This window comes from Sphingobacterium sp. SGL-16, assembly GCF_011043515.1.
GTDB lineage: Bacteria > Bacteroidota > Bacteroidia > Sphingobacteriales > Sphingobacteriaceae > Sphingobacterium > Sphingobacterium litopenaei.
The window spans coordinates 22,439-46,528 of record NZ_JAAKGQ010000024.1 but is presented as its reverse complement, the minus strand read 5'-3'; the positions used below and the strand labels follow the sequence as shown (position 1 = coordinate 46,528).

27 protein-coding genes are annotated in these 24,090 nt (G+C 34.7%); 24 read left to right on the top strand and 3 right to left on the bottom strand.

Translation table 11 applies throughout. The features are described from left to right. Positions 1 to 14: 14 nt before the first annotated feature. The gene (locus G5B32_RS09695; RefSeq protein ID WP_165291343.1) at positions 15 to 296 is read right to left on the bottom strand and encodes a helix-turn-helix domain-containing protein; all 282 of its coding nucleotides are present in this window, start codon (positions 294 to 296) and stop codon (positions 15 to 17) included. A gap of 301 nt (positions 297 to 597) precedes the next feature. Here G5B32_RS09695 and G5B32_RS09690 point away from each other — a divergent pair, with 301 nt between their 5' ends. Continuing rightward, the gene (locus tag G5B32_RS09690) at positions 598 to 789 is read left to right on the top strand and encodes a hypothetical protein (protein ID WP_165291342.1); all 192 of its coding nucleotides are present in this window, start codon (positions 598 to 600) and stop codon (positions 787 to 789) included. Positions 790 to 1,638: 849 nt separating this feature from the next. Here the strand turns inward: G5B32_RS09690 and G5B32_RS09685 are convergent. Together G5B32_RS09685 and G5B32_RS09680 are read right to left on the bottom strand one after the other, a co-directional pair. Next, positions 1,639 to 2,652: a class 1 fructose-1,6-bisphosphatase gene (locus tag G5B32_RS09685; protein WP_165291341.1), complete on the bottom strand. Its 1,014-nt coding sequence runs from the start codon at positions 2,650 to 2,652 to the stop codon at positions 1,639 to 1,641. 3 nt (positions 2,653 to 2,655) lie between these two features. Further along, positions 2,656 to 4,113 (bottom strand): glyceraldehyde-3-phosphate dehydrogenase, encoded by a 1,458-nt coding sequence (locus G5B32_RS09680; RefSeq protein WP_206366865.1) that lies wholly within the window; start codon positions 4,111 to 4,113, stop codon positions 2,656 to 2,658. 1,055 nt (positions 4,114 to 5,168) lie between these two features. Between G5B32_RS09680 and G5B32_RS09675 the strand changes: the two genes are divergently transcribed. The 23 genes from G5B32_RS09675 to G5B32_RS09565 all read left to right on the top strand — a co-directional run bounded on the left by G5B32_RS09675 (position 5,169) and on the right by G5B32_RS09565 (position 24,046). Continuing rightward, complete coding sequence (locus G5B32_RS09675) at positions 5,169 to 6,125, top strand: toprim domain-containing protein (RefSeq protein WP_165291339.1); 957 nt, start codon at positions 5,169 to 5,171, stop codon at positions 6,123 to 6,125. Positions 6,126 to 6,137: 12 nt separating this feature from the next. Beyond that, complete coding sequence (locus tag G5B32_RS09670; RefSeq protein WP_165291338.1) at positions 6,138 to 6,548, top strand: hypothetical protein; 411 nt, start codon at positions 6,138 to 6,140, stop codon at positions 6,546 to 6,548. Further along, positions 6,545 to 7,663: a relaxase/mobilization nuclease domain-containing protein gene (locus tag G5B32_RS09665; protein WP_206366864.1), complete on the top strand. Its 1,119-nt coding sequence runs from the start codon at positions 6,545 to 6,547 to the stop codon at positions 7,661 to 7,663. The genes G5B32_RS09670 and G5B32_RS09665 overlap by 4 nt, the downstream gene beginning before the upstream one ends. A 14-nt stretch (positions 7,664 to 7,677) precedes the next feature. Next, positions 7,678 to 8,301: a ParA family protein gene (locus G5B32_RS09660; protein ID WP_165291336.1), complete on the top strand. Its 624-nt coding sequence runs from the start codon at positions 7,678 to 7,680 to the stop codon at positions 8,299 to 8,301. Positions 8,302 to 8,333: 32 nt separating this feature from the next. After that, positions 8,334 to 8,675: a hypothetical protein gene (locus G5B32_RS09655; RefSeq protein ID WP_165291335.1), complete on the top strand. Its 342-nt coding sequence runs from the start codon at positions 8,334 to 8,336 to the stop codon at positions 8,673 to 8,675. Between the two features lie 11 nt (positions 8,676 to 8,686). Further along, complete coding sequence (locus tag G5B32_RS09650; protein WP_165291334.1) at positions 8,687 to 8,989, top strand: DUF4134 domain-containing protein; 303 nt, start codon at positions 8,687 to 8,689, stop codon at positions 8,987 to 8,989. A 32-nt stretch (positions 8,990 to 9,021) separates the two neighbouring features. Then, complete coding sequence (locus G5B32_RS09645; RefSeq protein WP_165291333.1) at positions 9,022 to 9,333, top strand: DUF4134 domain-containing protein; 312 nt, start codon at positions 9,022 to 9,024, stop codon at positions 9,331 to 9,333. Then, entirely contained in the window at positions 9,330 to 9,641 is a 312-nt protein-coding gene (locus G5B32_RS09640) for a DUF4133 domain-containing protein (protein ID WP_165291332.1), read from the top strand. Before G5B32_RS09645 ends, G5B32_RS09640 begins: the two co-directional genes overlap by 4 nt. Next, positions 9,613 to 12,078 carry a TraG family conjugative transposon ATPase gene (locus G5B32_RS09635; protein WP_165291331.1) on the top strand — a complete coding sequence of 822 codons (2,466 nt, stop codon included), beginning with the start codon at positions 9,613 to 9,615 and terminating at the stop codon, positions 12,076 to 12,078. Before G5B32_RS09640 ends, G5B32_RS09635 begins: the two co-directional genes overlap by 29 nt. Positions 12,079 to 12,095: 17 nt before the next feature. After that, entirely contained in the window at positions 12,096 to 12,755 is a 660-nt protein-coding gene (locus G5B32_RS09630) for a hypothetical protein (protein WP_165291330.1), read from the top strand. Beyond that, on the top strand, positions 12,752 to 13,411 hold the full coding sequence (locus G5B32_RS09625) for a hypothetical protein (RefSeq protein ID WP_165291329.1): 660 nt from the start codon (positions 12,752 to 12,754) through the stop codon (positions 13,409 to 13,411). Before G5B32_RS09630 ends, G5B32_RS09625 begins: the two co-directional genes overlap by 4 nt. Then, positions 13,408 to 14,079 (top strand): hypothetical protein, encoded by a 672-nt coding sequence (locus G5B32_RS09620; RefSeq protein WP_165291328.1) that lies wholly within the window; start codon positions 13,408 to 13,410, stop codon positions 14,077 to 14,079. Before G5B32_RS09625 ends, G5B32_RS09620 begins: the two co-directional genes overlap by 4 nt. Positions 14,080 to 14,177: 98 nt before the next feature. Next, the gene (locus G5B32_RS09615; RefSeq protein ID WP_165291327.1) at positions 14,178 to 14,921 is read left to right on the top strand and encodes a hypothetical protein; all 744 of its coding nucleotides are present in this window, start codon (positions 14,178 to 14,180) and stop codon (positions 14,919 to 14,921) included. 12 nt (positions 14,922 to 14,933) lie between these two features. Beyond that, positions 14,934 to 16,073, top strand: coding sequence for a plasmid transfer protein (locus G5B32_RS09610; protein ID WP_240899041.1), 1,140 nt, complete (start codon positions 14,934 to 14,936; stop codon positions 16,071 to 16,073). A 19-nt stretch (positions 16,074 to 16,092) separates the two neighbouring features. Next, the gene (traK, locus tag G5B32_RS09605) at positions 16,093 to 16,713 is read left to right on the top strand and encodes a conjugative transposon protein TraK (RefSeq protein WP_206366863.1); all 621 of its coding nucleotides are present in this window, start codon (positions 16,093 to 16,095) and stop codon (positions 16,711 to 16,713) included. After that, a complete protein-coding gene (locus G5B32_RS09600; RefSeq protein ID WP_165291326.1) occupies positions 16,691 to 17,140 on the top strand; it encodes a hypothetical protein in 450 nt (149 codons plus the stop codon). Before traK ends, G5B32_RS09600 begins: the two co-directional genes overlap by 23 nt. A gap of 6 nt (positions 17,141 to 17,146) precedes the next feature. Continuing rightward, positions 17,147 to 18,310 carry a conjugative transposon protein TraM gene (locus G5B32_RS09595; protein ID WP_165291325.1) on the top strand — a complete coding sequence of 388 codons (1,164 nt, stop codon included), beginning with the start codon at positions 17,147 to 17,149 and terminating at the stop codon, positions 18,308 to 18,310. 98 nt (positions 18,311 to 18,408) lie between these two features. After that, positions 18,409 to 19,260, top strand: coding sequence for a conjugative transposon protein TraN (traN, locus tag G5B32_RS09590; protein ID WP_165291324.1), 852 nt, complete (start codon positions 18,409 to 18,411; stop codon positions 19,258 to 19,260). A 46-nt stretch (positions 19,261 to 19,306) separates the two neighbouring features. Next, positions 19,307 to 21,277, top strand: coding sequence for a type IV secretion system DNA-binding domain-containing protein (locus G5B32_RS09585; RefSeq protein ID WP_165291323.1), 1,971 nt, complete (start codon positions 19,307 to 19,309; stop codon positions 21,275 to 21,277). Positions 21,278 to 21,313: 36 nt separating this feature from the next. Then, a complete protein-coding gene (locus G5B32_RS09580) occupies positions 21,314 to 21,823 on the top strand; it encodes a M23 family metallopeptidase (RefSeq protein WP_165291322.1) in 510 nt (169 codons plus the stop codon). 23 nt (positions 21,824 to 21,846) lie between these two features. After that, the gene (locus tag G5B32_RS09575) at positions 21,847 to 22,005 is read left to right on the top strand and encodes a hypothetical protein (protein ID WP_165291321.1); all 159 of its coding nucleotides are present in this window, start codon (positions 21,847 to 21,849) and stop codon (positions 22,003 to 22,005) included. Next, the gene (locus G5B32_RS09570; RefSeq protein ID WP_165291320.1) at positions 21,995 to 23,215 is read left to right on the top strand and encodes an ArdC family protein; all 1,221 of its coding nucleotides are present in this window, start codon (positions 21,995 to 21,997) and stop codon (positions 23,213 to 23,215) included. Before G5B32_RS09575 ends, G5B32_RS09570 begins: the two co-directional genes overlap by 11 nt. Positions 23,216 to 23,236: 21 nt before the next feature. Continuing rightward, positions 23,237 to 24,046, top strand: a complete 810-nt coding sequence (locus G5B32_RS09565) for a DUF4099 domain-containing protein (protein WP_165291319.1) — start codon at positions 23,237 to 23,239, stop codon at positions 24,044 to 24,046. Positions 24,047 to 24,090: the final 44 nt, after the last annotated feature.

The window sequence follows — 24,090 nt, the reverse complement described above, 5'->3', positions numbered from 1 at the left end:
TATTAACCGACATATTATAATAATTCTAGATCTTGAAGCTTACGACCAAAAATATCATCTGATGCTAATTTTAAAACATCTTCTTGTAAACCTAAGACACGTAATACATTAAAATAGGCTCCCATAGCAACGCTCGAATCTCCCTTTTCTATAAGATACAATGTTGAACGAGCAATGCCGGCACGCTCTGCAACTTGTATCGCTGTCAGCTTTCGACGTTTTCGAGCAAGTTTTATATTTTCCCCTATTTGTTCTAAAAGTATCTGAAACTTGGGAAGAACAACCTGTTTTCGCATAATGTGATTGTTATTTCAAACAAAAACACAAACTATGGATGAAATAACATACATAAAAATGATACTGAATGACAAAATAAAATAAGAGCAAACTATTTACCTACACCTTATCTACAAACTTTATAAAGTTGCAAGATATTTTCATGGTTTAAGACGTCAAAAAAATAGTTACATAGGAAGGTATTAAATAAAAAGTATGGTATGGAATATTCAAAAGTCATATGAAGCTAAAATTCTATATAACCATACTTTCTTAGAGTGATTCAGAACTCTTATTAGCTCAAATTTGTAATTTTAAATTATGATTAAATCTTTATCACAAGAGTTATTTGATGAGGGTTATAATGTGTTATTAAACCGTGAACCTTTGAAAATTGAAGGTAGTATTCAGGATTTTATAAAAAGTCAAGACGTTAAAGATCCATCAGTATATAAAATAGCTGATTTACTTAAACTAAGCAGAAAAGAACTAGAAATTCTCATTCTCAAATAAATAATAAAAACGTTTTTTATAAAAGAAACATTCTGTTCTTCAGAAATAAAAATCTCTTGCAGTAGCCAAATCGCAATTTATTTTTAATATGAGTAGTATACTTCCTACACCCTTGCACTTATAACCTTAAAGCTATATTTAAGAAAAACATACTTTCTCTTTAATGAAATTATCCCTTTTATATTGTCTATAACGGAGGTCAATGGGCCAGTTGATTAGGTTTAATTTGCCAATTATATCGGAGGACGTTGGGACACTTTCAATTAAACTGCTTAAGTTGCTGTTGTATAACCATATGATCACAGCATAGCAGGACACCTCTAGCAATTACACGATTGAGATCGAATTTAGCGAATAATTATTTCAAATCATGTATTCATTTTCATTTATTATGAACAATTGTAATCGGTAATTCAGAATACACAATTTTTGGTAATTATGAGTGCAGCAGAAATGGCAAGAATGGTGCAGCGTTTTTGGCAATAAAGAATGCAGCATAATTGGCAATAATAAATACATAGTTCATCTTTTGGAACATAGAGTTCCAAAAGAAAAAACAAGCTTTGTCATAGCAATAAGACAAAGTAATTATGAACTATTATTTAAATAAACTTATGACCTATCAGGAGGTTCACAAAATGTATCGAGAAGGTAATTCGATACGCAAAATTTCAGAACATTTAGGACTGAATTGACCCCAACAATATTTTCTTCTGCAGTAATATATTCGTGCAAAAATTTAATATTATATAGATAAAAATTACTCAACAAAAAGAATGGACAGGTAATTAATTAAATTTCATAAAATAGAAAAAGGCCCATAAATGGGCCTTTGCACACAACACTAATCTAACAACTATAAAACAAATGATTGTCAATACTTGCATTTTTATAAAGGTGTAAAACCTTTTTAACCATATTATAACTACCTGCAATAAAGGGTACTTTTTGATGACTACTCATAATAGGGATATCTAGAACAGGTCTCATTCCGTCTATAGCTAATCCTCCAGCCCTTTCAATAATAAAAGCTATTGGGTTACATTCATATATTAATCGCAACTTTCCATTTGGAAAAAGTGCCGTAGATGGATAAAGAAAAATACCACCATGAAACAATGTTCTATGAATATCGGCTACCATAGATCCAATATACCTAGACTTATAGGGGAGCATATTTTCTTGGTCATGATGTTTACAAAATTTCAGATACTCTTTTACCTGTCCAGGAAACTCATTTAAATTTCCTTCATTTACTGAATATGTATAACCCTCCTTGGATAATTTTATATTATCATGAGTTAAGACAAACTCTCCTAATTCAGAATTTAAAGTAAAACCAAAAACCTGTTTTCCATAGGTAAAAATAAACATTGTCACTGGTCCATATATTAAATAGCCACCGCAGCATTGATTACGTCCCGATTTTAATGACAAGCTGTTCTTTGACGCTGGTTTATCTTGAACATAAATTGAAAATATTGACCCAACGGATACATTCACATCAATGTTGGATGATCCGTCAAGTGGGTCAATACACACAGTAAAAATAGATTGGTTTGGAATTGGATCTAGCTCTAAAATCTCTTTATGCTCTTCAGATATCAGGTAAGAGCATACCCTCCCATCTTTAAGAGTATTTAAAAAAATATCATGCGCCATAATGTCAAGCTGATGTTGCTTTTCGCCGTGGACATTTGTACTTGAATTAATAATAGATTTACTAAAAGCGTACTTCTTAATTTGAGCGTCTAATAACTTACCAGATATAGAAATATCAACAATTAATTTCGCTAATTCAGTACACAGCTCACCACGGTTAACCTCTTGTCTTAGAAATTGATGTAAATTTTTAAATTTCATACTTTAGAAAGTAACCGTTTCTTGTGATACGCCTTGTTTTATTACTTCATTATCTCCTAAAAGCGGTCTTTGGATAGAGCTAGTGCTTAACCAACATGCAAATCCGAGTACCTGCATTGAATAGCCATATTCATTATCGTACCATACATATAGGGTAAGTGTGTGACCATCATGAGAAATATGCGTTGCACAACCATCCACAATACCTGAAGGAGAAAGACCTACGATATCCGAGGATACAAGATCCTCATCAAAAGATAAATCTATTTGTTTATGTTTGGAGGGAGTGGCGGCTGAACGCATTATTAAGCTGTGCACCTCAGACACAGTAGTCTTTTTATTTAATTCAAGTATCAAAATTGCTAGCGACCCATTGGATACCGGTACCCGAATTGCATTTGACGTTAATTTATCTTTTAGTACAGGAATTATTTTCGAAACTGCAGCACCTGCCCCCGTTTCAGTGATGACCATATTTAGTGCAGCAGCACGCCCCCTTCTATTTTTTGCATGCATATTATCCACTAAATTTTGATCATTAGTATAAGCATGTATGGTTTCTATATGCCCCTTTATAATGCCAAATTCTTGTTGAATTAGATTAAGTACAGGGCTTATTGCATTGGTTGTACATGAAGCCGTAGAATATATAGGAGATAGAGTATCAGTGGCTATATTATGGTTAATGCCAAACACAATATTAGGAATATCCTTGCCCGGCGCAGTAAGAATTACACTTTCAATCCCTAATCTCAAATGCATCGAAAGTGATTTAAGATCTCTGAACTGACCGGTATTATCAATCAAAATGGCATCTTTAATATCAAGCATGCTATAATCAATCTCCTGTGGATCATTAGCATTAATAAAACGGATTGGTTTACCATTCACTATTATACTATGGGATTGCTCATCAATATCTATAACCCCTCGGAATGATCCATGAATAGAATCCTTTTGCAATAATGAAGCACGCTTCTTGAGATACTTTATATCTATAGGATCTCGGGTTACCACGGCACGTAAATTAAGTTTAATTTTAAGGGCGGGATCTGTACATAACTCTCGAGCAAGTAATCTACCTATACGTCCAAAGCCATATAAAATAACATCTTTAGCCTCTATATTATTATTTAGATGCAAGTACCATAATTTTGAAATAAGAGATTCTTTTGTAATAGCCTGCTCTTTAGGGAAACTTTCTTTAAGTTCACCGATATCAATTACCCCAGGTAGTTCAGGCAGTTGAATCAAATCCTTCAGTATATCTAGTATAGCATTTAAGTTATAACTCTTTGCAGGATAAATTGGATCTCTATGAAAATTTAGAAGAAAATCGATCTTTTCATTCACGAGACTATAACCATGATATAGACAAAGTACATTACGGTCTTTCCATAACATATTGGCTAAAAGATTTACTGTTAAACATTCTTGCTGTTGATTCTTATACTGAATCATACTAGTAGATAAATTGCTAGTCATTATAATTGAGTTAATGATGCAAAGCTATCTCAATAGTCTTAATTACAAAACAAATATTTAATGATTTAATAATTTTTAACAGTCATATTTTTGAATATTATAATTATTTGAATACATAATAATGTTTTATTATGATTTTGATAATTTAACAGTTTTATAATCTACAATTATTTATCTATTAATTAGATGGGCTATCTAATTATTATACTCAATATTTAAGCACCATACTTAACTAAAAGAATTTCACCGAAAATCCTATTGAATAATTCTTCTATAAGTTTATTTTTCACCTCCTGCTCCCCAGCAGCACTGATTTTTAATCAACCCTCTATATTAAATCATATTTTATTTCGCATACAAAAAAAAAATCACAACACTCTGAATGACAGGTTTTTAACACAAGACGAAACTTAAAGTGAAATATAATTATTCACCCATACACACTGTTAATAAAAGGTTATAATTTATTGATTTGATAAAAATTAAAAAATATGCTTTTAGAGATTCATTTATAAATCGACTTATGAAATATATAAAGAAAATAATCAGTTTTTCCATTTAATCAGCTTTAGCTCTAATTAATTAATTCCAGAGGCCTATTTCATAATGTATAATAAAACAACATTTAAGCTATCAGCATTACAGCTCAAGCTTTACAATACAGAAAATCATTGCGAGAATGATTTGAATAAGTTCTTTGACAGACAGGAACGAAGCATTATCCTTAAATAAAAAGGAAATTTTGTGAAAGTGAGAATAGGATTTCTATTCAATATACTGAAAGCACATTGGCAGGTAAATACCCGGTCCGTAGGGACTGACGTGAGTAGTTCCGACACTTATATTATAAATAGAGTTAAGTCCTATTACAAAGGAATCTAACTGATATTCAATCAACAAAAGCTCATTTAAAGCATTACTCAATAGAGCTTTAACGAGTAATCTACTGCGGGAGATGTATTAAACAAATCTCAAGATCAGGAGCTTCCCCATTGATAAACAAATATGTTTTACTTACAAACAATTATAAAATGTCAACTTATGTTAATATTGATGAATTCCAAAATATTCGGATTTCAGATTTCCTTGCCGCCTTAGGACATTATCCTGTAAAGAAATCCGGTAAAGAACTGTTTTATCACAGCATGCTTCGTCAGACCACTCGCTCTACTCCATCTTTCAGTGTATGGGATGAAGGAGGCAAATGGATAGATAGAGGCGGGGCCAACCACTCGGGCATATATGGAGGGGGAATAATTCAACTAGCACTTGCCTACTGGCCTGAACTTTCATTTAAAGAAGTTTTGCTTGAAATGCGAAAAACACTAAATATGCAATCCACCGATTCATACAAGAGTGCTCAAAATTTACATTCAATTCCCTCAAAGTCAACAGAGTATGCCTTTGAACTAGTTAAAACAAAACCGCTAGGCACAAACTTTTTGCTTACCAAATACTTAGAATCAAGAGGAATCTTTGATGTTGCCCAAGGACATCTCCTGGAAGTGTATTACAAGAACCATTTAAATAAAGATTCACAAACCAGTTATTATGCAGTAGGTTGGCAAAATGAACATAAGAATTATGAGTTTAGTACTATTAAAGGTTTTAAAAGTAGTATAGGAGCAAAAGGAATATCCATTGTTCCTGGATCAGATAAAGACCATGCTGCAGTTTTTGAAGGCTACATGGATTATTTAAGCTGGCTAAAACACACAAACCATAACACTATCTCTCCTACAATTTATGTACTTAATTCTATAGCGCAGTTAAATAAAACTATAGACAGATTTAAATGCTTTAAACGAATAGATCTTTTTCTGGACAATGATAAGGCAGGAAGACAGGCCACAACACATATATTAAATGCACTTGCTCAGGCTAGGGACCACTCCCGAGAATACAAAGGTTACAAAGACTATAATGAAATGCTAGTGGACAAGCTTGGATGTAAATATCATTCCTTTAATAATTATTTAAAGCGATAAAACCCTTTTACCATGAATTATAAAAAGCCTTTAAATACTAAAAATAAAACTGAGCAAAAACGGCGTTATTATCTTTCCCTAACGCAATCTGAGTTCTCTAAGTTTGTAACGCTATCTAAGAGCTTAGGAATGAGTAAATCTAAGATTGTTAGATTAATGCTGATTGAAAACTCTGATATTATGCTTTATAATACGGTAGAGCTTATAAAAACTTTGGATTTTCTTGGTTGTCAAATTGCCCAAATTAGAAGTGCACTAGAACCTGTGATACACAAATATTTTACCCATCAAGGACAAGATGACAATACAAATAATATAAGTAGCTCAGTTCCCATAGCAAGTATTGAGGAATATTTAAAGACACTAAGCCGTATTGAAGAAAGCTTTCGTGGACTATTAAAATTAACCAAGAAGATGAAATGAGAGTGAAAATATTTGATAGTCAGCAATCATTTAAGGGTGTTTTATATAACATATCTAAAGTTAGTAGCGACAGAGCTGAATTAATGTGCGCAGAAAATTTTCATGCTCTTGGTATTCTTAGAATTATAAAGCCAGAAGATTATATGGATTATTTAATGAGTATATCAATATCTAGTTATATGAAAAAGCCACAATTACATACTGCAATTTCGTGTAAGGAGGAAATAAAAAATAAATGGGAGCTTACTGATATTGCAAAAAAGTGGCTAGATAGAATGGGCTACGGTAAGCAGCCCTACCTTATTTTTTTTCACTACGATACCAAAGTTAATCATGTCCACATAGTCTCTTCTCGTGTAGCACGTGAAGGTAAGGCCATTGATAACAGTTTTGAAGGTATACGCAGCTATTCAGTCTTGAATCAAATTTTAGGCATAGATACTCCAAAGCAAGCTGAACAAGATATAATTAAGGCCTTGAGTTATAAATTCTCTTCCCGCATGGAATTTATTATGATGCTCTATTCAATTGGATATGTCTGTGATATAAAAGATGGATATTTAAAGCTTATACGTCACGGGAGAGTACAGTCCGAAATTTCCCTTAGTAAAATTTATGCTAAAATAACTCCCAATGATCAATCTTCAAAACGAGTACAGCAACTTAAAGAGATTTTTTTACAGGGTCTAAAAAAGTATGATACAGCAATACTAACAAAACACTATTTAAGTTATCAAAAATTTTCTTCTTACCCCATTTGTTGCACTTCAGAATTTATTTTACAGCTTAAAAAAGACTATAATATTGATCTGATCTTTCATGGCAGAAGCCGGCAGTTACCTACTCATTATTGTATAATTGATCATCATAGTAAATCTATTTTTGAAGGTAGCGATATATGTTCCATTGAGGAGTTTATTAGGCCTGTTAAGAACAATAATTTTGCTGAAAATCTAACACACTCAGCTTCCATAAACATTCTAAAGGCTGATATAGATAATGAATTTAAAGAATCTACAGGAATATCAATTGGAGATTTTAATATTGAAATCCTTGAAGAATATGATCCAGGGAGATTAAATAAAAGAAGGAAATATAAAACTACCTCGCAGTAAATTAAACCCTGATTATGATTATTCTATTTGCAAATATTAAAGGAGGAGTTGGAAAAAGCACCTTAACACTTGCCTTGGCAAATTATCTATCGCAAGAACATAGAAGATGGGTTAGTATAGTAGATTTAGATTTCAAGCAGTCTTTAGTAAACATGCAGAAGAATACGCAAATACTTCAGACCCCGGCTTTATACAGTATTTACTCTTGCGAGCAAGCCGAAAGCATGAATCTACTTTCGCAAATTAAAGAGCACCCAAATAAAATTGTGCTTGTTGATACACCTAGCAATATTCAGGAAAGTACTCTTAAAAACTATTTTTCATTAGCCGATCTTATTATATGTCCTTTTTGCTATGATCAATATACTACCCATGCTACATTGCTATTTAGTTTAGTTATATCCAAAATTAATCCTAGAGTACCTATATGTTATATTCCTAATAGAATTAAATCTGGTCCTATTATAGATGCAAAAGCTGAAATAGAAAAGGCTTTAGCAAACTTTGGCACCATTACTTCTATTATTAATGATAGAATAGATTTTCAAAAGCTAACAAATATACACACCCCCACGACCCTTTTAAGCCTGATAATGCCCGTGTTCGATAGTCTGTATCATCAGTATCTATACAAATAATTATTTCTAACATTTATTATTAATTCTTAACTATGAACTGGTTTAACTTTTTATTAAGCCTTGCAATAGGCTACGCCATTTATTATGTTCTAAACATTCTCTACGACTTATACTTAAGTTCCCCCAAACCAACTAGCCAAAGCGACTCGCATGAGATAATAATCCCTAGACCTGCCGCTCCAGTAAAAGTCTCCTTAGCTAGTAGCGAAATTAAAGTATCCTCTATGATTCCTAGCGAGCAGTATCCGGCAGATCAATCATCCACGGTTCTTAAGTCTGCTCAACTTGAATCAACAGGGGGAGTAAGTATAAATGAACTTTTCTCACTTATGCAGAGCCAAGTTATAGAGTACACCAAGGCTATCCCCTATTAACCTCAGCTGTTATGCAAAAATCAACTTGTTTTATTTTATTCTACCTCATTATTTCCCTTAACGTAAAAACGCTTAACGCACAACCTGGAATAAATGAATTTTATAGCCTTACAAATGAGGTGAACCGCTATTATTTCAACTTTTCGGATCTCGCGCTAGCTATCGGAGCCATTTGTGGACTAATTGGAGGATTACGCATTTACAACAATTGGCAGCTGGGCAAAGATCGCATAGATACGCAGATCTCAGGATGGTTTATGTCCTGTCTATTTCTAACCATACTTAGCTCTGTACTCAAAGGGCTATTTCATTAATTAACTAACACAACAACTAACTAAACAACATCATGAAACAACAACATTTTAAAAAACTATTTTCAGCATCCCTAATAGCCATTTTTTCGGTAAACCTTTTATATGGCCAAGGCGGAACTGTGGGAATTAATGCTGCAACATCCTCACTAAAAGGGTATGTAGACCCCATCTCTACTTTAATTTTAGCCATAGGTGCTGTTGTAGGACTTATTGGGGGAATTCGCGTATATATCAAATGGAATAGCGGGGATCAGGATATAAACAAAGAGTTAATGAGCTGGGGAGGTTCCTGCTTATTTCTTGTACTAGTGAGTGTGGTAATAAAAGCTTTTTTTGGCGTATGACACCTAAAAGTTATCCTATATACAAGGGGCTCCAAAAGCCCCTTACTTATAAAGGTTTTAAAGGTAAATACATTTATTGGGCTTTAGGTTCTTTAATCTTAGGATTATTAGTGGGGGCAGTAGCGGCCGCATTAACAAACATGATTACTGCGGGACTTAGCGCGCTTGCCTCTATGGGTAGCTGTATTGCTTTTATTCTTTATAAACAAAATAAAGGGCTTTACAAAAGGAATATCTATTCCGGCATATTTGTCCATCAAACTAAATTATCAATATACTATGAGAAAAGAAAACAAGAACCTATTTGACATACCCTATGTTGGAATAGACCATTACCAGGGCATGGATATTCTTTACAACGTTCATGGTGATTATTCGGCAATATTGAATATTAGTAATCCAGTAATGCAATACTCTGCAGATAGGGAACTTTATGTACAGTATCATCAGGTTTTATTAAATGTTGTTAAGATACTGGGCGAGGGTCATATCCTGCAAAAGCAAGATATCTTTATTCGCAAAGAGTATAAATCCACACAAAAACAAGAATTTCTAGAGCAGAAATATCAAGAGCATTTCTCAGGCAGACAGTATACTGAAATACAAACCTATTTAACTATCTCAAGACAGGTTAAAAAAGGGGCCTTCTACTCCTATGATTCCACACAGCTTTCAGCTTTTGTTATTAACATTCAGAAAATCTATGACTTATTTCTTCAGGCAGGTCTTAAGCCAAGAATACTGAAAAAAGCCGAAATAGATGGTTATGTTAAAAAGATTATGTCGATGAATTTTAAAGATGAACATATTTCTTTAGATAACATTCGACCTCAAAACTCTGAATTAATAATGGGGAGTAAAGCAGTAAGGGCCATCACGTTAATAAACACGGAAAGTATAGATCTTCCAGAAATGGTTAGCCCCTATAGCATACGAAATGATGCTGGAGTTCAGAATTTCCCTATTGATAATTTCTTCTTTCTATATAATGTGCCCGACTACCAGCTCATTGTTTACAATCAATTAATCGAAATACCCGCTCAAAGGCAGCTTGTAAGCAAATTGGAAGTGAAAAGAAATAGGCACGCCGGAATTCCAGATCCTGCAAACACTTTATGTGTGGAAGATATAGACCGTCTTCTAGTAGATGTTGCACGTGAAAACCAACTTTTGGTCCATACCCATTGCTGCATTTTGATAGCTACGGATTCCAGAAATATTGATAAGGCAACCAATTATATAGAATCTGCGCTGTTTCAACAAGGCATCATAGCCTCACGCAATGCTTTTAATCAACTAGAACTCTTTCGTGCTGCTCTTCCGGCAAATGCAATAGAGCTTAAAAAATTCGATTGGTTTCTTACAACCTGCGAAGCTGCTCTATGCTTATTTTTCAAAGAGCGCTTACTTACAGATGAACCATCTGACTTTTTACTTTATTTTACCGATAGGCAGGGTATACCCGTAGCGATTGATCCATCGGACTTACCCATGCAAAGTGGAAGGATAAAAAATCGCAACCGTTTTGTATTAGGCTCCTCTGGTACAGGGAAAAGTTATGCTATCAATGCTATTGTGCAGCAATATTTACAATATAATATGGATGTTGTAATTGTTGATGTTGGGCATTCCTACTCGGGGTTGTGCAGCACATACAATGGTAAATACATAACATATAGTGATCACAAACCCATAACTATGAATCCCTTTGCTATCACAAAAGAAGAATATAATATTGAGAAAAAGGATTTTTTAATAACCCTAATATGTCTTCTATGGAAAGGATCTGAGGGTGAAACAACTACCTTAGAGCGTGATGTAATTGCAAAAACAATTTCAGACTACTATATAATCTATTTCTCTAATAACCAAGCAAAGGAAGTTTCAGAACTTAATTTTAACAGCTTTTATACTTTTGCTAAGAACCACATACCTCAGGTTATGAAAGAGGAAAACATACCCTTTGATGTGGATGAATTCTGTTTTGTATTAAAGAAGTTTTATAAGAGAGGTGAATATGAGCAGATATTAAACGAACCTGCTGACAAATCACTTTTCGATGAGCAGTTTGTAGTATATGAAATCGACAATATTCAATCCAACAAAATCCTTCTGCCTATAGTCACCCTTATTATCATGGATATGTTTATCCAAAAGATGAGACACAGAAAAAACAGAAGAAAGACGTTAATCCTAGAGGAAGCTTGGAGAGCAATCTCCTCACCTATTATGGCTAATTTCCTTTTGTATTTAAATAAAACAGTGCGCAAGTTTTATGGAGAAATAATCGAGGTGACTCAAGAAATAAATGATATTATCGGAAACCCTATTATTAAAGATAGTATCATCAATAACTCGGATACAGTAATACTTTTGCAGCAAAAAGAGGCCGATTTAAAAAAAGTCGCAGAGCTTCTAAATATAAGTCCTATTGAACAGCTAAAAATTAGCACAATAAATAAACTTGACAACAAGCAAAATCGATCACGATTCAATGAATTCTATATCAGAAGAGGAAACTCGGGAGAAGTTTATGGAGTAGAGGTAAGCCTATTTCACCATATGGCCTTTACAACAGAAAAACCTGAGAAAAATGCTGTTGAAATATACGTTTGCCATTATAATACATATCCATTAGCTCTAAGTCGCCTGGTAGAAGACTTCAATAGCTCGAAGATGAGTCTTAATGATTTTGTAAGTGAGGTAAACTTACGTGGTGAACCATTACTAATCTCACAAACATAAACCCTAGAACATTCATTATGAAAACACTAACCATTTTAATAATGACTCTGAGTATTACATTTGCCAATGCCCAAATTTATATTGATCCTACTGTTGCCGCCGCAACAGCCACACATGCAGGTGTAATAAACAATCAATTAAGTGATGTAAACAATAATCTTACATTGATTCAACGAGGGCAGCTTGCTATAACCGGCCAGCTCACCATTGCAAATGAATTGCAAAATCAAATTTATAGAGGACTTACAGAAGTGTCAGCCGTGATGCGATCGCTACTGGCGGTAAAAGATATCAGTGAAGTATCTATAGACATTGTTGAAAATGTAAACAAGGCATTACTAATTGCAAAAACAAACCCCATATTACTTCTTTTTGCCGAACAGGGAGCCCGGGAATTTAAAACTAGGGCTACTAATTTATCTTTAGAAGTAGGAACCTTTGTTCTTAAAGGGGGTAAAGATAATCTGCTAGATGCCGGAGAACGTGCCAAACTGTTAAACTTTATACGTATAGAATTAAATATTCTTCGAGGTATAGCATTCGGAATGCAAAGAAGCATGTTTTGGGCACAGCAACGTGGCATACTACAATCTTTAAACCCTTATAGCACTTTTATTAATATAGACAAAAGTATAGCCGATGATATAATTAGGAACTCTAGACTTGTTAAGAAATGAAAACTATTGTGCTTATTTTCACCTTTAGCCTTTGTCTGAAAAATCCATTAAAAGCACAACTGAATGTTGAACTTCTACATCAACTGGTAGAACATAGTAAACAAGAGTATGATAAACAGCAAACTCTTCGCAACTCACAGGCTATAACCACAACAAACCAGCAAGTAAACAGTCAGCAAACGTCTTCTTTAAAAAGCCGCTATAGAGAGATTACTCAGCGGTTTGGGGTTTTAGGAACTGTGCTACTTACCCTAAGCACTTCTTTAGAATCCTCTGAGCTTGTAGACCAAATTATACAGGAACAGACTAGAATACTGCAGCATGTGCAAGATGACCCAAGCAAGATACTACTCGCTTTAAATGCTCAGAGCGAACTAATTACAAGAGCTCAACAGTTAGCAAAATATATTCTGGGACTAATGCTTAGCCTGGGCGAAATAAATCAGATGAAGCAAAGTGATCGGAGAATATTATATGCCCATGTAATTACTGAGCTGAGAATTATATTAACCATATCCAGAACGCTAGCCAATTCCATGTATTACTCCAGTGTGATTAACAAGGTTAAAGAGCAAGGGGCATTTTCTGATTTCGTAAATCAAGATAAACGTATAGTAGAAAGTATCCTATCTAAAATAAAAATCCTCGCACCATGAAAATACCAATTTTGATTATTTTATTGCTCACCGCCGTAAAAAAACTTGAGGCTCAAAGTGGAGTTACGGTAATTCATGATGCTAATCACTTGCGTGTTATTAATGAAAATGCCGCCGTACGCTTATCAGCAGAAAGTTATCATAAATCCCTATTAAGCCAAATAAATACTCAGGTAGAGAATATCAATACAAATTTAAGCGCGGTTGTATTGGTGAAAAATATAATTCACCAGTCTTTAACCCATATTGATGAGAGTTTGAAATCCTCTATTCAAGTAATAGGTATAGCTAGATTAGTAGAAGAGATCTATAAAGAAAGCGCTGAGCTGTTACAGCAAGCATCAAAAGAGCCCTATCTCCTGCTTTTTGCCGAACAAGCTTCCAAGAATTTTAAGGACAGAAGTGTTAAACTGGCTCTAGAGGTCTCGGAGTTCGTATTAAAGGAAGGAGCAAACATTCTTATGGATTACCAAAAACGAGATTATTTACTTAATAAGATAACGCTAGAGCTTAAAGTAATAAGAGCATTAGTGTTTTCTATGCACAGAGCTATCTACTGGGCTAAAATAAACGGTATTATCAAATCCGTAAATCCTTATGCGAGCTTCATAAATATGGATAAGCAAAAAGCAGATGAAATACTCAGATACTATTACCTGCTAAAGTAATCCTATTATCTCCCTATTAAATCACCCCAAAATCTAAAATTATGCTAAAATCCAAAGTATTATATCTAATACTATTCCCCATATTATTATACTCTCAAATGCTCAAAGGGCAGGGTGTATTAAAAATAAATGATAAGAATATTGTTTATCAACAAGAAAGAATGGTATTTAAACAATGGGATAAAAATAAATTTACCCCGAAAAAAGGCTTTTTAAGTTTAAATCCTCAATACTGGATAACATGGGGTCTACATCCCAATTATCCCAAAACCGATAGACGTCCACTAGCTGCTGGTGGCCCACAGACTTTACGTATGGGTATGCTATTGGCAATGAAGGAATCTACAGATAATTATAAACTTCATACTGATACACTGTCATCTACAGCGCTTACTCAAATATATAACTACGCCCCTCAAGCGACTTCTATAGATCCACTTTGGAACATATATTATAAAAATGAGCTGGCTCCACTTTTGCAGCAGCAAACTGATCCACTAAAAGATCTTCCTGCGGACTTAAAAAACAGTTTACTAGACAAAGGGGTTGTTAACTGGTATTTACAAGAGTATAAAAGTCTGCAGCAAAGACTTTCGGCAACAAGAGAAACATATCTTGATAGAGGAAGCAGAATTCTAGGCTATCACCGCATCCTAGAAGAATTCCGCTTGCTGGAGAATAACTGGAAAGCAAAAGTTCAGTATCAGGCAAAATACCTAATGCTCAAGAAAAAGATACAGGTGAGTGATACTTCCATAAGTTTCAAACTTCCAGAAATTCCCAAATCTCAGACCGATATAGAAATAGCCAACAAAATTTTAACGCGCGCGTACGCCAAATAATCTCTTACTGCTATGAATACTTTTGATTTACTAGGTCATTTTGATAATAACCTCATTTTATTAAGCTCAAACGTTCCAGAATCCTTTAAAGATACTTTTAATTTTTTGCAGGGAGATGGCCTTTACGAACAAGGTGTGATGCACTTCTTGCAAGGCATGAAAAACACCATGTGGACGCATTTTGACGTGTTTATTGCTGATGCCCAAGCATTAGCAGCTATATTTATGCTAATATCCTTCGGTATGCGATCCTATGAAATGATGGCTGGAGATAAGAAGCTAGAAATAATGCCTCTCTTGCGCCCTTTCGCTTTAGTAATGGTCATCATTTGGTGGAGCGCCTTTACCAAAGTTATATCATACCCTACTGATATTGTGGCTGCTAAAACCGAGTCCTTATTTGATAATGGTCAAATGCAGATTAATGCATTACGAATAAAGCGAGCAGATTTAATGATTAAAATTGCCGACCAGCTAACAACTATTCAGGCAGAAACCGAAGTGGCTCAAAAAGAGGCCGACTCATGGTATGCTAAAGCTTGGGAGTCTGTCACCTCCACTGTAAAAGAAGGATTTACTAATGTCTGGAATACTGTAACGCAGCTTAAAAACAGAATGCAGGTGAACTTACAGTTACTACTAACCTATACTCTAGAAACGCTCGCTCTGTGGGTTTTAAGAATTTGTGTTTATATAATTTTTATGATTCAAATTATTTATTCTACAATTCTAATCATACTAGGACCGTTTTCAGTTTCCACAAGTATATTGCCGGCTTTTAGAGATTCTTTTGCCAGTTGGATAGCCCGCTTTGTTAGTGTAAACCTTTACTCCGGGATTGCTTACCTAGTAATGCATATATCAGGTTTATTTCAACAATATGCCCTAGAAGCTGAAATTACCCGCTATGAACAGCTTCTGTCCAACGCAGAGAATACCTTAGAGAAAATGGGCTGGTTTGCCTCCAATGGTATATTAAGTTTCGGGATTGTTATCATCTCGTTTTTAATAGGGGGCCTAACCATGTTAACAGTGCCTAGCATCAGTACGTGGATTGTATCTACAAGTGGTATTACCTCAGCAGTAAGTACAGTGGCAAGAAATTCTTCTACCGCATTACGCGCTGCTAGTAAAATAGTAACCAAAATTTAACTTCCAAAATCCTTTGAGCATGATAATTAAAAATATTGAGAGCAAAATAAGATTAGCATCTTGGGTTGCAATCTCCAGCATGATAGTCTGTATAATTATTTCTTTAGGTGTAAGTATTCTGGCTTATAAGCAGATACTCCAAGCACGAAAATCAGTATATATATTAGATCAGAATTCTACGCCTTACCAAGCAAATCAGCTTGATCTAAGCGTTAATAGGCCTCTTGAATACCGCACCCATGTGAATTTATTTCACATGCTATTTTTCACACTTGCTCCCGATGAAAAATTCATAGAGTACCAAATGAAAAAAGCAATGTATCTAATTGATGAAACAGGTGCATTACAATACAACAACTTACGGGAAAAAGGATTCTTTAATTCTATATTATCCTCTAGCGCTGTGCTAACTATACAAACAGATTCTATACATGTAGACCCAGAAAAAAAATACTTCCGTTACTACGGTAAGCAAACTATTGATAGAAGAAGCTCCACAGTGATTAGAACAATTATCACAGAGGGCTACTTGCATGATTTGAAGCTACGAACCGAGAACAATGGCCATGGCGTGCTAATTACGAAATGGAAAACAATAGAAAATAAAGATATAAGCAATGTTCAGAAAAACAACATCTAACCAGGTAGATAAACCAACGCTCTGGCAGGAGATCTATAACCGCTGGGACGATCAAATTAATATTTTAAGCATTAAAATATCAGCTATTCTCATTAACTACCCCAGAGCTATATACTCTTTCATGATAACAAGCATTCTAATCTCTTTAGTATGCTTTTTTTATTTACCTAAGATACCACAACAGAACACTCCACTAACTTCAGCAAGTATGATCAACAGCGTAAGCTCCTCAATTGGCAGCATAGCCTCCACCGCAGGGGCAGCTAAAGAAATACTGGAACTGCAGAGTATACTAGAAAATATAGTTAATAAAGATTCATTAACTCAACAAGATAGTATGATGGTATTATATGTTTTTGAAAGAATGCAGCAAATTGAAAATAGCATCATCAAACCTAAAATACCCGATTCTCTAACCCACAAATAGATTATTATGAAAGTTAATTTCAAAAAACCACGGTATATTATCCCTTTAATTGCACTTCCGTTTTTATGTATATTTTATTATGTATTTAACGACTTCTTTCAGCTCAAGCAGAATACTGAAGGTGAGCATTCAGGCTCTTTGCAGGAAAGTATTGCCGATGTATCTGATGAAATAAAAAAACGTGAACTTGCCGATAAGCTCGCGGCCTATAAAAACCAATACAAATCTGCAGATGGATATACAGCAATAAGTGAAATACAGCAGGATCAGCAGGCGGATTTTAAGTTTGATGATTTATATAATGAAAAGGAAAAGCAAAAATTAGATTCAATTGAAAAATCATTATCATCACTACATTTATCTTACAACCCAAGCAATACATCCGCTACAAAAAAAGAGGATATGGAGCTGCAGAACATCCTTAATAATTTAACTTATAACAACAGTACTGCTACCATAGAAAATAATCAGATAAAACAAACAGATCCTTTAGATCTTTTTAGAAGGCAGATGGCCCTTGCCGATAGTTTTGCTAAAGCCAATGATCCACAATATATGGAGCAAGAAAATAAAGCAGTTGTAGAGCAACCCAATCCAGCAGGGCAGGCACAATCTGCCAGCCTAAAGGTTCAAAAGTTCATTACCAACGAAAAAGTGTTTAATACCATAAAAAGCGGAGAGCAAATAAGCTTAATTAAGGCAATTATCGATGAAAACAGAACATCATATGCTGATTCGCGACTCCGGCTACGTCTTGTGGAAGATCTTAAAGTAGCAGAACACAAAATTGACAAAGGTACTTTTCTATATGCAAATGTATCTGGGTTTTCTGCTCAGAGAGTCCAGTTAACAATATATTCAATAATGCATAAGGACCAAATATTGCCTGTAAAATTGGAAATATATGACCAAGATGGACAGGCTGGATTATATGTCCCGGAATCTCAGTTTAGAGAATTTGGCAGAGAGATTAGCAGTAACTCAGCGCAAGGAATTAATATCAACCAACAAGCAGAAAATAATGCGCAATTATTAATGAGCACGCTTCAGCGTATGTTTCAATCGACAACCACAGCCATCAATAAACATATAAGAAAGAATAAAGCAAAAATAAAATACAATACACATGTCTATTTAATAGACTCTAGCACCAAGAATACAGGAAGGTAAAATCCATTTCGTTCTCACCTTAATTCTATCCAGCACAAACCAAATTTATTAACCGCGAATCATTATATAAAATTTATCACCCTCATAATTATAACACTATGAAAAACATAAAATATATATTTTATCTAATAGTATCCCTTCTATCTCTAACTGAGCTATACGGTCAAAAACCATCAAGTGGACTTACACTAATGCAGCAGTTACCTGTAATATATCTCCACTCGGACAACTCCGTACATTTTCTTTCGCCCCAACCGATTAAATATGTAGATATATCTACTCATCAGGTCCATGGAGATTTGCCGCTAGAAAATATGCTTCGAATAAAATTTCAAAATGATTCAACAGGAACAAAACCTGCTGATAATGAATTAGGTACTCTAACGATTGTAGCAGAAGATTTTATTGCACAGTACAGGTTATGTTATCTTGATTTATTTCAAGAAAATTTGCCATCACTAATAGAAATCGATCCCTTGCTATGCCAGCCTTTAAATACTTCTGGTGATATTTTATCCGAGATGAATAAAAAAGAGATCTCAATAAATATCTTATCTAAAAGAAATTACAAACCCATAGTACAAAAGAAGGATTTTGGAATAAGTGTTTCTGTAAATCAGATTTATTCAGTAGGCGATTATATGTTTTTGGATATCAGCTTCTCCAATGCCACCAAACTAAGTTATGACATAGATGAATTTAGAATTTTTATTGAGGATAAAAAAATACTTAAAACCAGCAACTTTCAAAGTCTCGAAATTACACCCATATGGAAATTCAAGGAAATCAGCAGTATAAAATCCAAACAAAGAAATATCTATGTCATTAAAAAAGTTATTTTTCCAAATAACAAGGTGCTTAAAATCAGCCTCAGCGAAAAGCAGATTTCCGGGCGTATGATTGATGTAAAGGTCGATTTTAAAGACATATTAAATGCCCAAACCATATAAAGTATATCCAGCTCTTATAATATTACAATCCTAGATAAAAGAAATTATGGAAGAAACTAAAGAACAAAAAAGTCTATATAGGTTACTTCAATTTGCAATTTATCTTTCTGTTTTGCTGGAAATATACTTGTTTATATTTGCTAAAGAATTTCTTGCCCCCCAGTATGTACTGGTTATAAATCTTACATACAAAATTCTAAGCTTACCCATTTATTCCAGTCCAATTACAAGTAAATTATTTACTCTTAGCCTTGTAGCCTTAGTTGCAATAGGAACTTTATCAAAAAAGAAAGTCGACCTTAATCTTCAAAAACACATACTTTACCCTTTGATTTTCGGGACCTTACTCTTAAGCATTTCCATTTGGGTATATTATAAAATTCATAGCACAGGCTCCCTTTTTGGATTTCCAACAATAGATATAATCTATGCTATATGCAGTATAGTCGGCACCTTACTTCTTCATGTCGCTTTAAGTAACATCTCCAAAATTATCCATTCTAACCTGGGAAAAGACCGCTGGAATATCGAGCAGGAATCTTTTGCTCAGCAGACAAAAGCTTCGATCTCCCCATACTCGGTCAACATACCTATGCTTTTTTATTATAAAAGAAAAGTAAATCAAGGATATATCACTCTGGAGAATTTATTTAGAGGTCTTTTGGTTTGCGGGGTACCAGGTAGCGGAAAAAGTTTTGGTGTGATAATGCCAATCATACGTCAGATGATAAATAAGTCATTTACCATGTGCCTATATGATCTGAAATATCCAGATCTGGGTAAAATAGCGTATTATCATTACTCTAAAATGCTTGGGGCGGGTTATGATCATAATTTTCATGTTATCAATCTTAATCAGCCTCATAAAAGCCGTAGAGTAAACCCATTCAAAAGTGAATATATAAAAACCTTGGCTGATGCTTCAGAAACTGCCGAAGCGCTAGTGGAAGCCTTAAAGAAGGGCGATAAATCAGCTGGGAGCGATCAGTTTTTTACCCAGTCTGCCATAAATTTTCTAGCGGCGTGTATATATTTTTTCAGTAAGCATAAGGCAGGAAAATACTCCTCCCTACCGCATGTACTTGCTTTCTTAAATTTATCATATGATCAGATTTTCACCGTACTGTTCAGTAATAGTGAGCTTGCCTCACTACTTTCACCCTTTATGTCTGCATATAAAGCTAAAGCCTTCGACCAATTAGAAGGACAAGTAGGAACATTAAAGATTTTTATTTCCAGAATGGCTACAAAGGAAACATTTTGGGTTTTTTCTGGGGATGATTTTGATCTTCACATCTCTTCACCAAAATGTCCCTCCATTTTAGTACTGGCCAATGACCCCAGCACGCAGAGTATAAACTCAACTTGTCTATCCATTGTCCTTAACAGAGTTACCAAACTTATCAATACCAAGGGCAATCTTCCTGTTGGCCTTGTGGTGGATGAAGCCCCAAGTGTATACATCCATAAAATTGATGTATTACTCGCTCAAGCCAGGTCCAATCTATCGGCCGTAGTGCTTGGTATTCAAGAGCTCCCAATGCTTCGCCAGCAATATGGAAAAGAGGCTGCAGACACCATAATGTCTATAATGGGGAATATTATATCCGGGGCGGTGCGTAGCAAAGACACATTGGAATGGTTAGAGAAACTTTTTGGAAAAGTAAAGCAACAAGGTGAAAGTTTAAGCATTGATAGATCCAAAACTTCTATTTCGGTAAATGAAAAACTTGATTCGCTCATACCAGCTGGAAAAATCGCTTCCCTCTCGGCGGGCGAAGTGGTAGGAATACTTGCTCGTGATAAAATAGAGAAATTTACAGGGGCATTTCAAACCACAGCAATCAATTGTAGAATAAACCTAAACATGACTGAACTGCAAGTGGAGGAATCAAATTATAAAGAGATGCCTTCCTACTATGACTTTGGAGGTAAGCAAGAAGAAATACTGCTAGAGAACTATTCCCAAATTATTCAGCAGGTTAACCAAATGGTAGATCAGATTATCCCAAATTAATCTCTTGAATTCTCTTTAAACAAAAACTCAAAGAATATGATATACTTATTATTAAATTTCTGCCTTTGCGGCAGAGGTATTAAATCCTTACTGCTCGCTTTTTGGCTATCTGTTGTACTTCTACCTAAAATTCATTTTGCACAGCAGCTCAAAATCAGCAGTCCTTTGCCTAAGCTCATCGTAACCTCCCCCTATGGTAAACGTATTCATCCTATTCTTGGTGTACAGAAATTCCATAGTGGTATAGATCTTAAATCTAAATCTGATACTATAAAAAGTATACTAGATGGACAGGTATTGCAGGCTGGCTATAATAGACAATTGGGCAATTTTATAGCCATCAAACATGGTGCTCTGGAAATTTGGTATGCCCATCTAAGCCGCATCTACGTCATGGCTGAGGATATGGTATCTGCTGGGGAGAATATAGGTATTACAGGAAATACGGGCCTGGCAACAGGTGAACATTTGCACCTAGCTATAAAAATCAATGGTTATTTTATCAACCCCCTTAAATTTCTAAAAGCCCTACAAAATCACAATTAAAACACGTTTAAAAACCCAATAACATGGATAAACATTATAAAAGCCTACTGGAAAAACTAACCTTACTAGCCTCGCTCAAGAGTGTTGAACTCACCCCTGAAGAAGCTTTACTCTATGGAGTTGAATATTGCGATAATTTCAATGAATTTGAATTAATGGAAGGAGGCGAAGATGAGCAATAAAAATTCAAAAGCACTACACGAAATAGTAGCAAATACGATCATTAAAAAGCTGGAAGAAGGAACTGCACCTTGGCAACTGCCCTGGAATAGTAATGGGGCATCTTTTATTCTCCCCTATAATGCTATCACCGGTAATCGTTATAAAGGAATAAACATATTATCCCTATTAAGTGCCGAAAGAAATGATCCCCGATGGTTAACATTCAAACAGGCAGAATCAAAAGGATACAGTATAAAAAAGGGAGAAAAAGCTACGCTTATCCAATATGTAAAAACTCATGATTATTTAACTCCCCGAGATGAGCAGGGCAGAATTATTAACCCCCAAGATGGAAAACCTTCCAAAGAGCTTCAAAAACTTAAAACACCCATTATTACCACTGCATGGGTTTTTAATGCTGAGCAAGTAAATGGTATCGAGCCATTGAAAATTAGAGAAATAAAAAGTTCAAACTGGGAAGGCTTGCAAAGGGTTGAAAATCTTATAAAGGAGTCCAAAGCTGATATATCTCATACGAATGAAAACAGAGCCTATTATAATTCAGCAACCGATAAGATTATAATGCCTAAACGTAATCAGTTTGATTCGGCGGATAAATATTACGCCACCATCCTACATGAAATGAGTCACTGGACATCACACAAGGACCGTCTTAATAGAGATATAATAAACAAGTATGGAACAAGTGCATATGCCCGCGAAGAATTAAGGTCGGAAATAGCTTCGATGTTAATAGGGCATGAACTAAAAATAGGACATGATCCTTCCCAACATGTAGCCTATGTGGAGAGCTGGATTCAACTCCTAAAAGATAAGCCTTATGAAATACACGCTGCAGCAGCTGATGCTGAAAAGATATTAAACTATATAATGGCATTCGACATTAAAAGAGAAATCAATTCATCAAGACATGCAAATGAGAATGCTAAAGCTATGGATAGAAAATTGGATTCAACCTTAAATATGGGAGATGTAATTCAATACAATAATTCTTCTTATAAAATCCATAGTTTGCTTAAAAGAGGTCGCTTTAAAGTAGAGGATCTCTCAACGGGAAATAACTTCATTCTTTCTAAATCCGATGTATTGTATAATTCATTAATCTCTGCTAAATCACCTACCAAGGTAATACCCATTAATATTAACCAAAACTCAGAACACATATCGCCAAAAGAAGAACACACTAACATTATATCAATTAAACGATAACATCGCTCAAACCTTAAAATCATGGAAAACTCAAAAAGTAAAATGGAAATCCTTCCTCTACAGGAATTAGAAAAATTAGGTCTTTATAAAGATGGTGACTTAAAATTAAGACCTCAGGATATTGAGTCACTACTCTCAGGTCGAAGAACTGATATGGTCAGTCTAAAAGAAATTCAGATCGAGGGCATTGAAATAGATAAACTTGATGCAAAACTTTCTTTATATCGCGATGAAAAAGACAACATTACTCTCCAGATACACCCTATTTATAATAAGCCTCAAAAGCACCCTTTACTAACCAACGAGGAAACCGAGGCCCTTATCTCTGGAGAAGTGAACGTAATGAGTAAAATACATAAAACCAGAGATGATCAAATCATTCCAATAAACATCGAATACGACAAACAGACCAAAGATTTTGTTTCCTATGACCCAAGCCGGCTACCCCAAATTATTGAAGTAAACGGCATACCCTTGTCCTCTCAACAACAAGAAGATTTTAGAAAAGGAAAGCTTATTGAATTACAAGATGGCACAAGGCTCCAACATTCAGCTACCGATAGTCAGGGAATCCTCTCAGATCGAAAAAGATTAATTCTTTCAGTATTAATAGATGGAGGACTGTCCTATCTTATTTTCAGAGAGCTAAAAAACTTAAGGGATAACCGGCATGATCAGTCTGAGGGATTAACAAAAAACTACAATGAAACGCTTGCTAAACTAATTTTGGAAAACAAAGAAAATGTAGATAAGCAAACCACTGTTAAGGATTATCACGCGCAAATGAATAATAGCACACCAAGTGATTCTTACAGATATCCATCTAGATGAAATACTCTTAAGATAGTTGGGCAAAAAAAAGTGGAGTACAATAT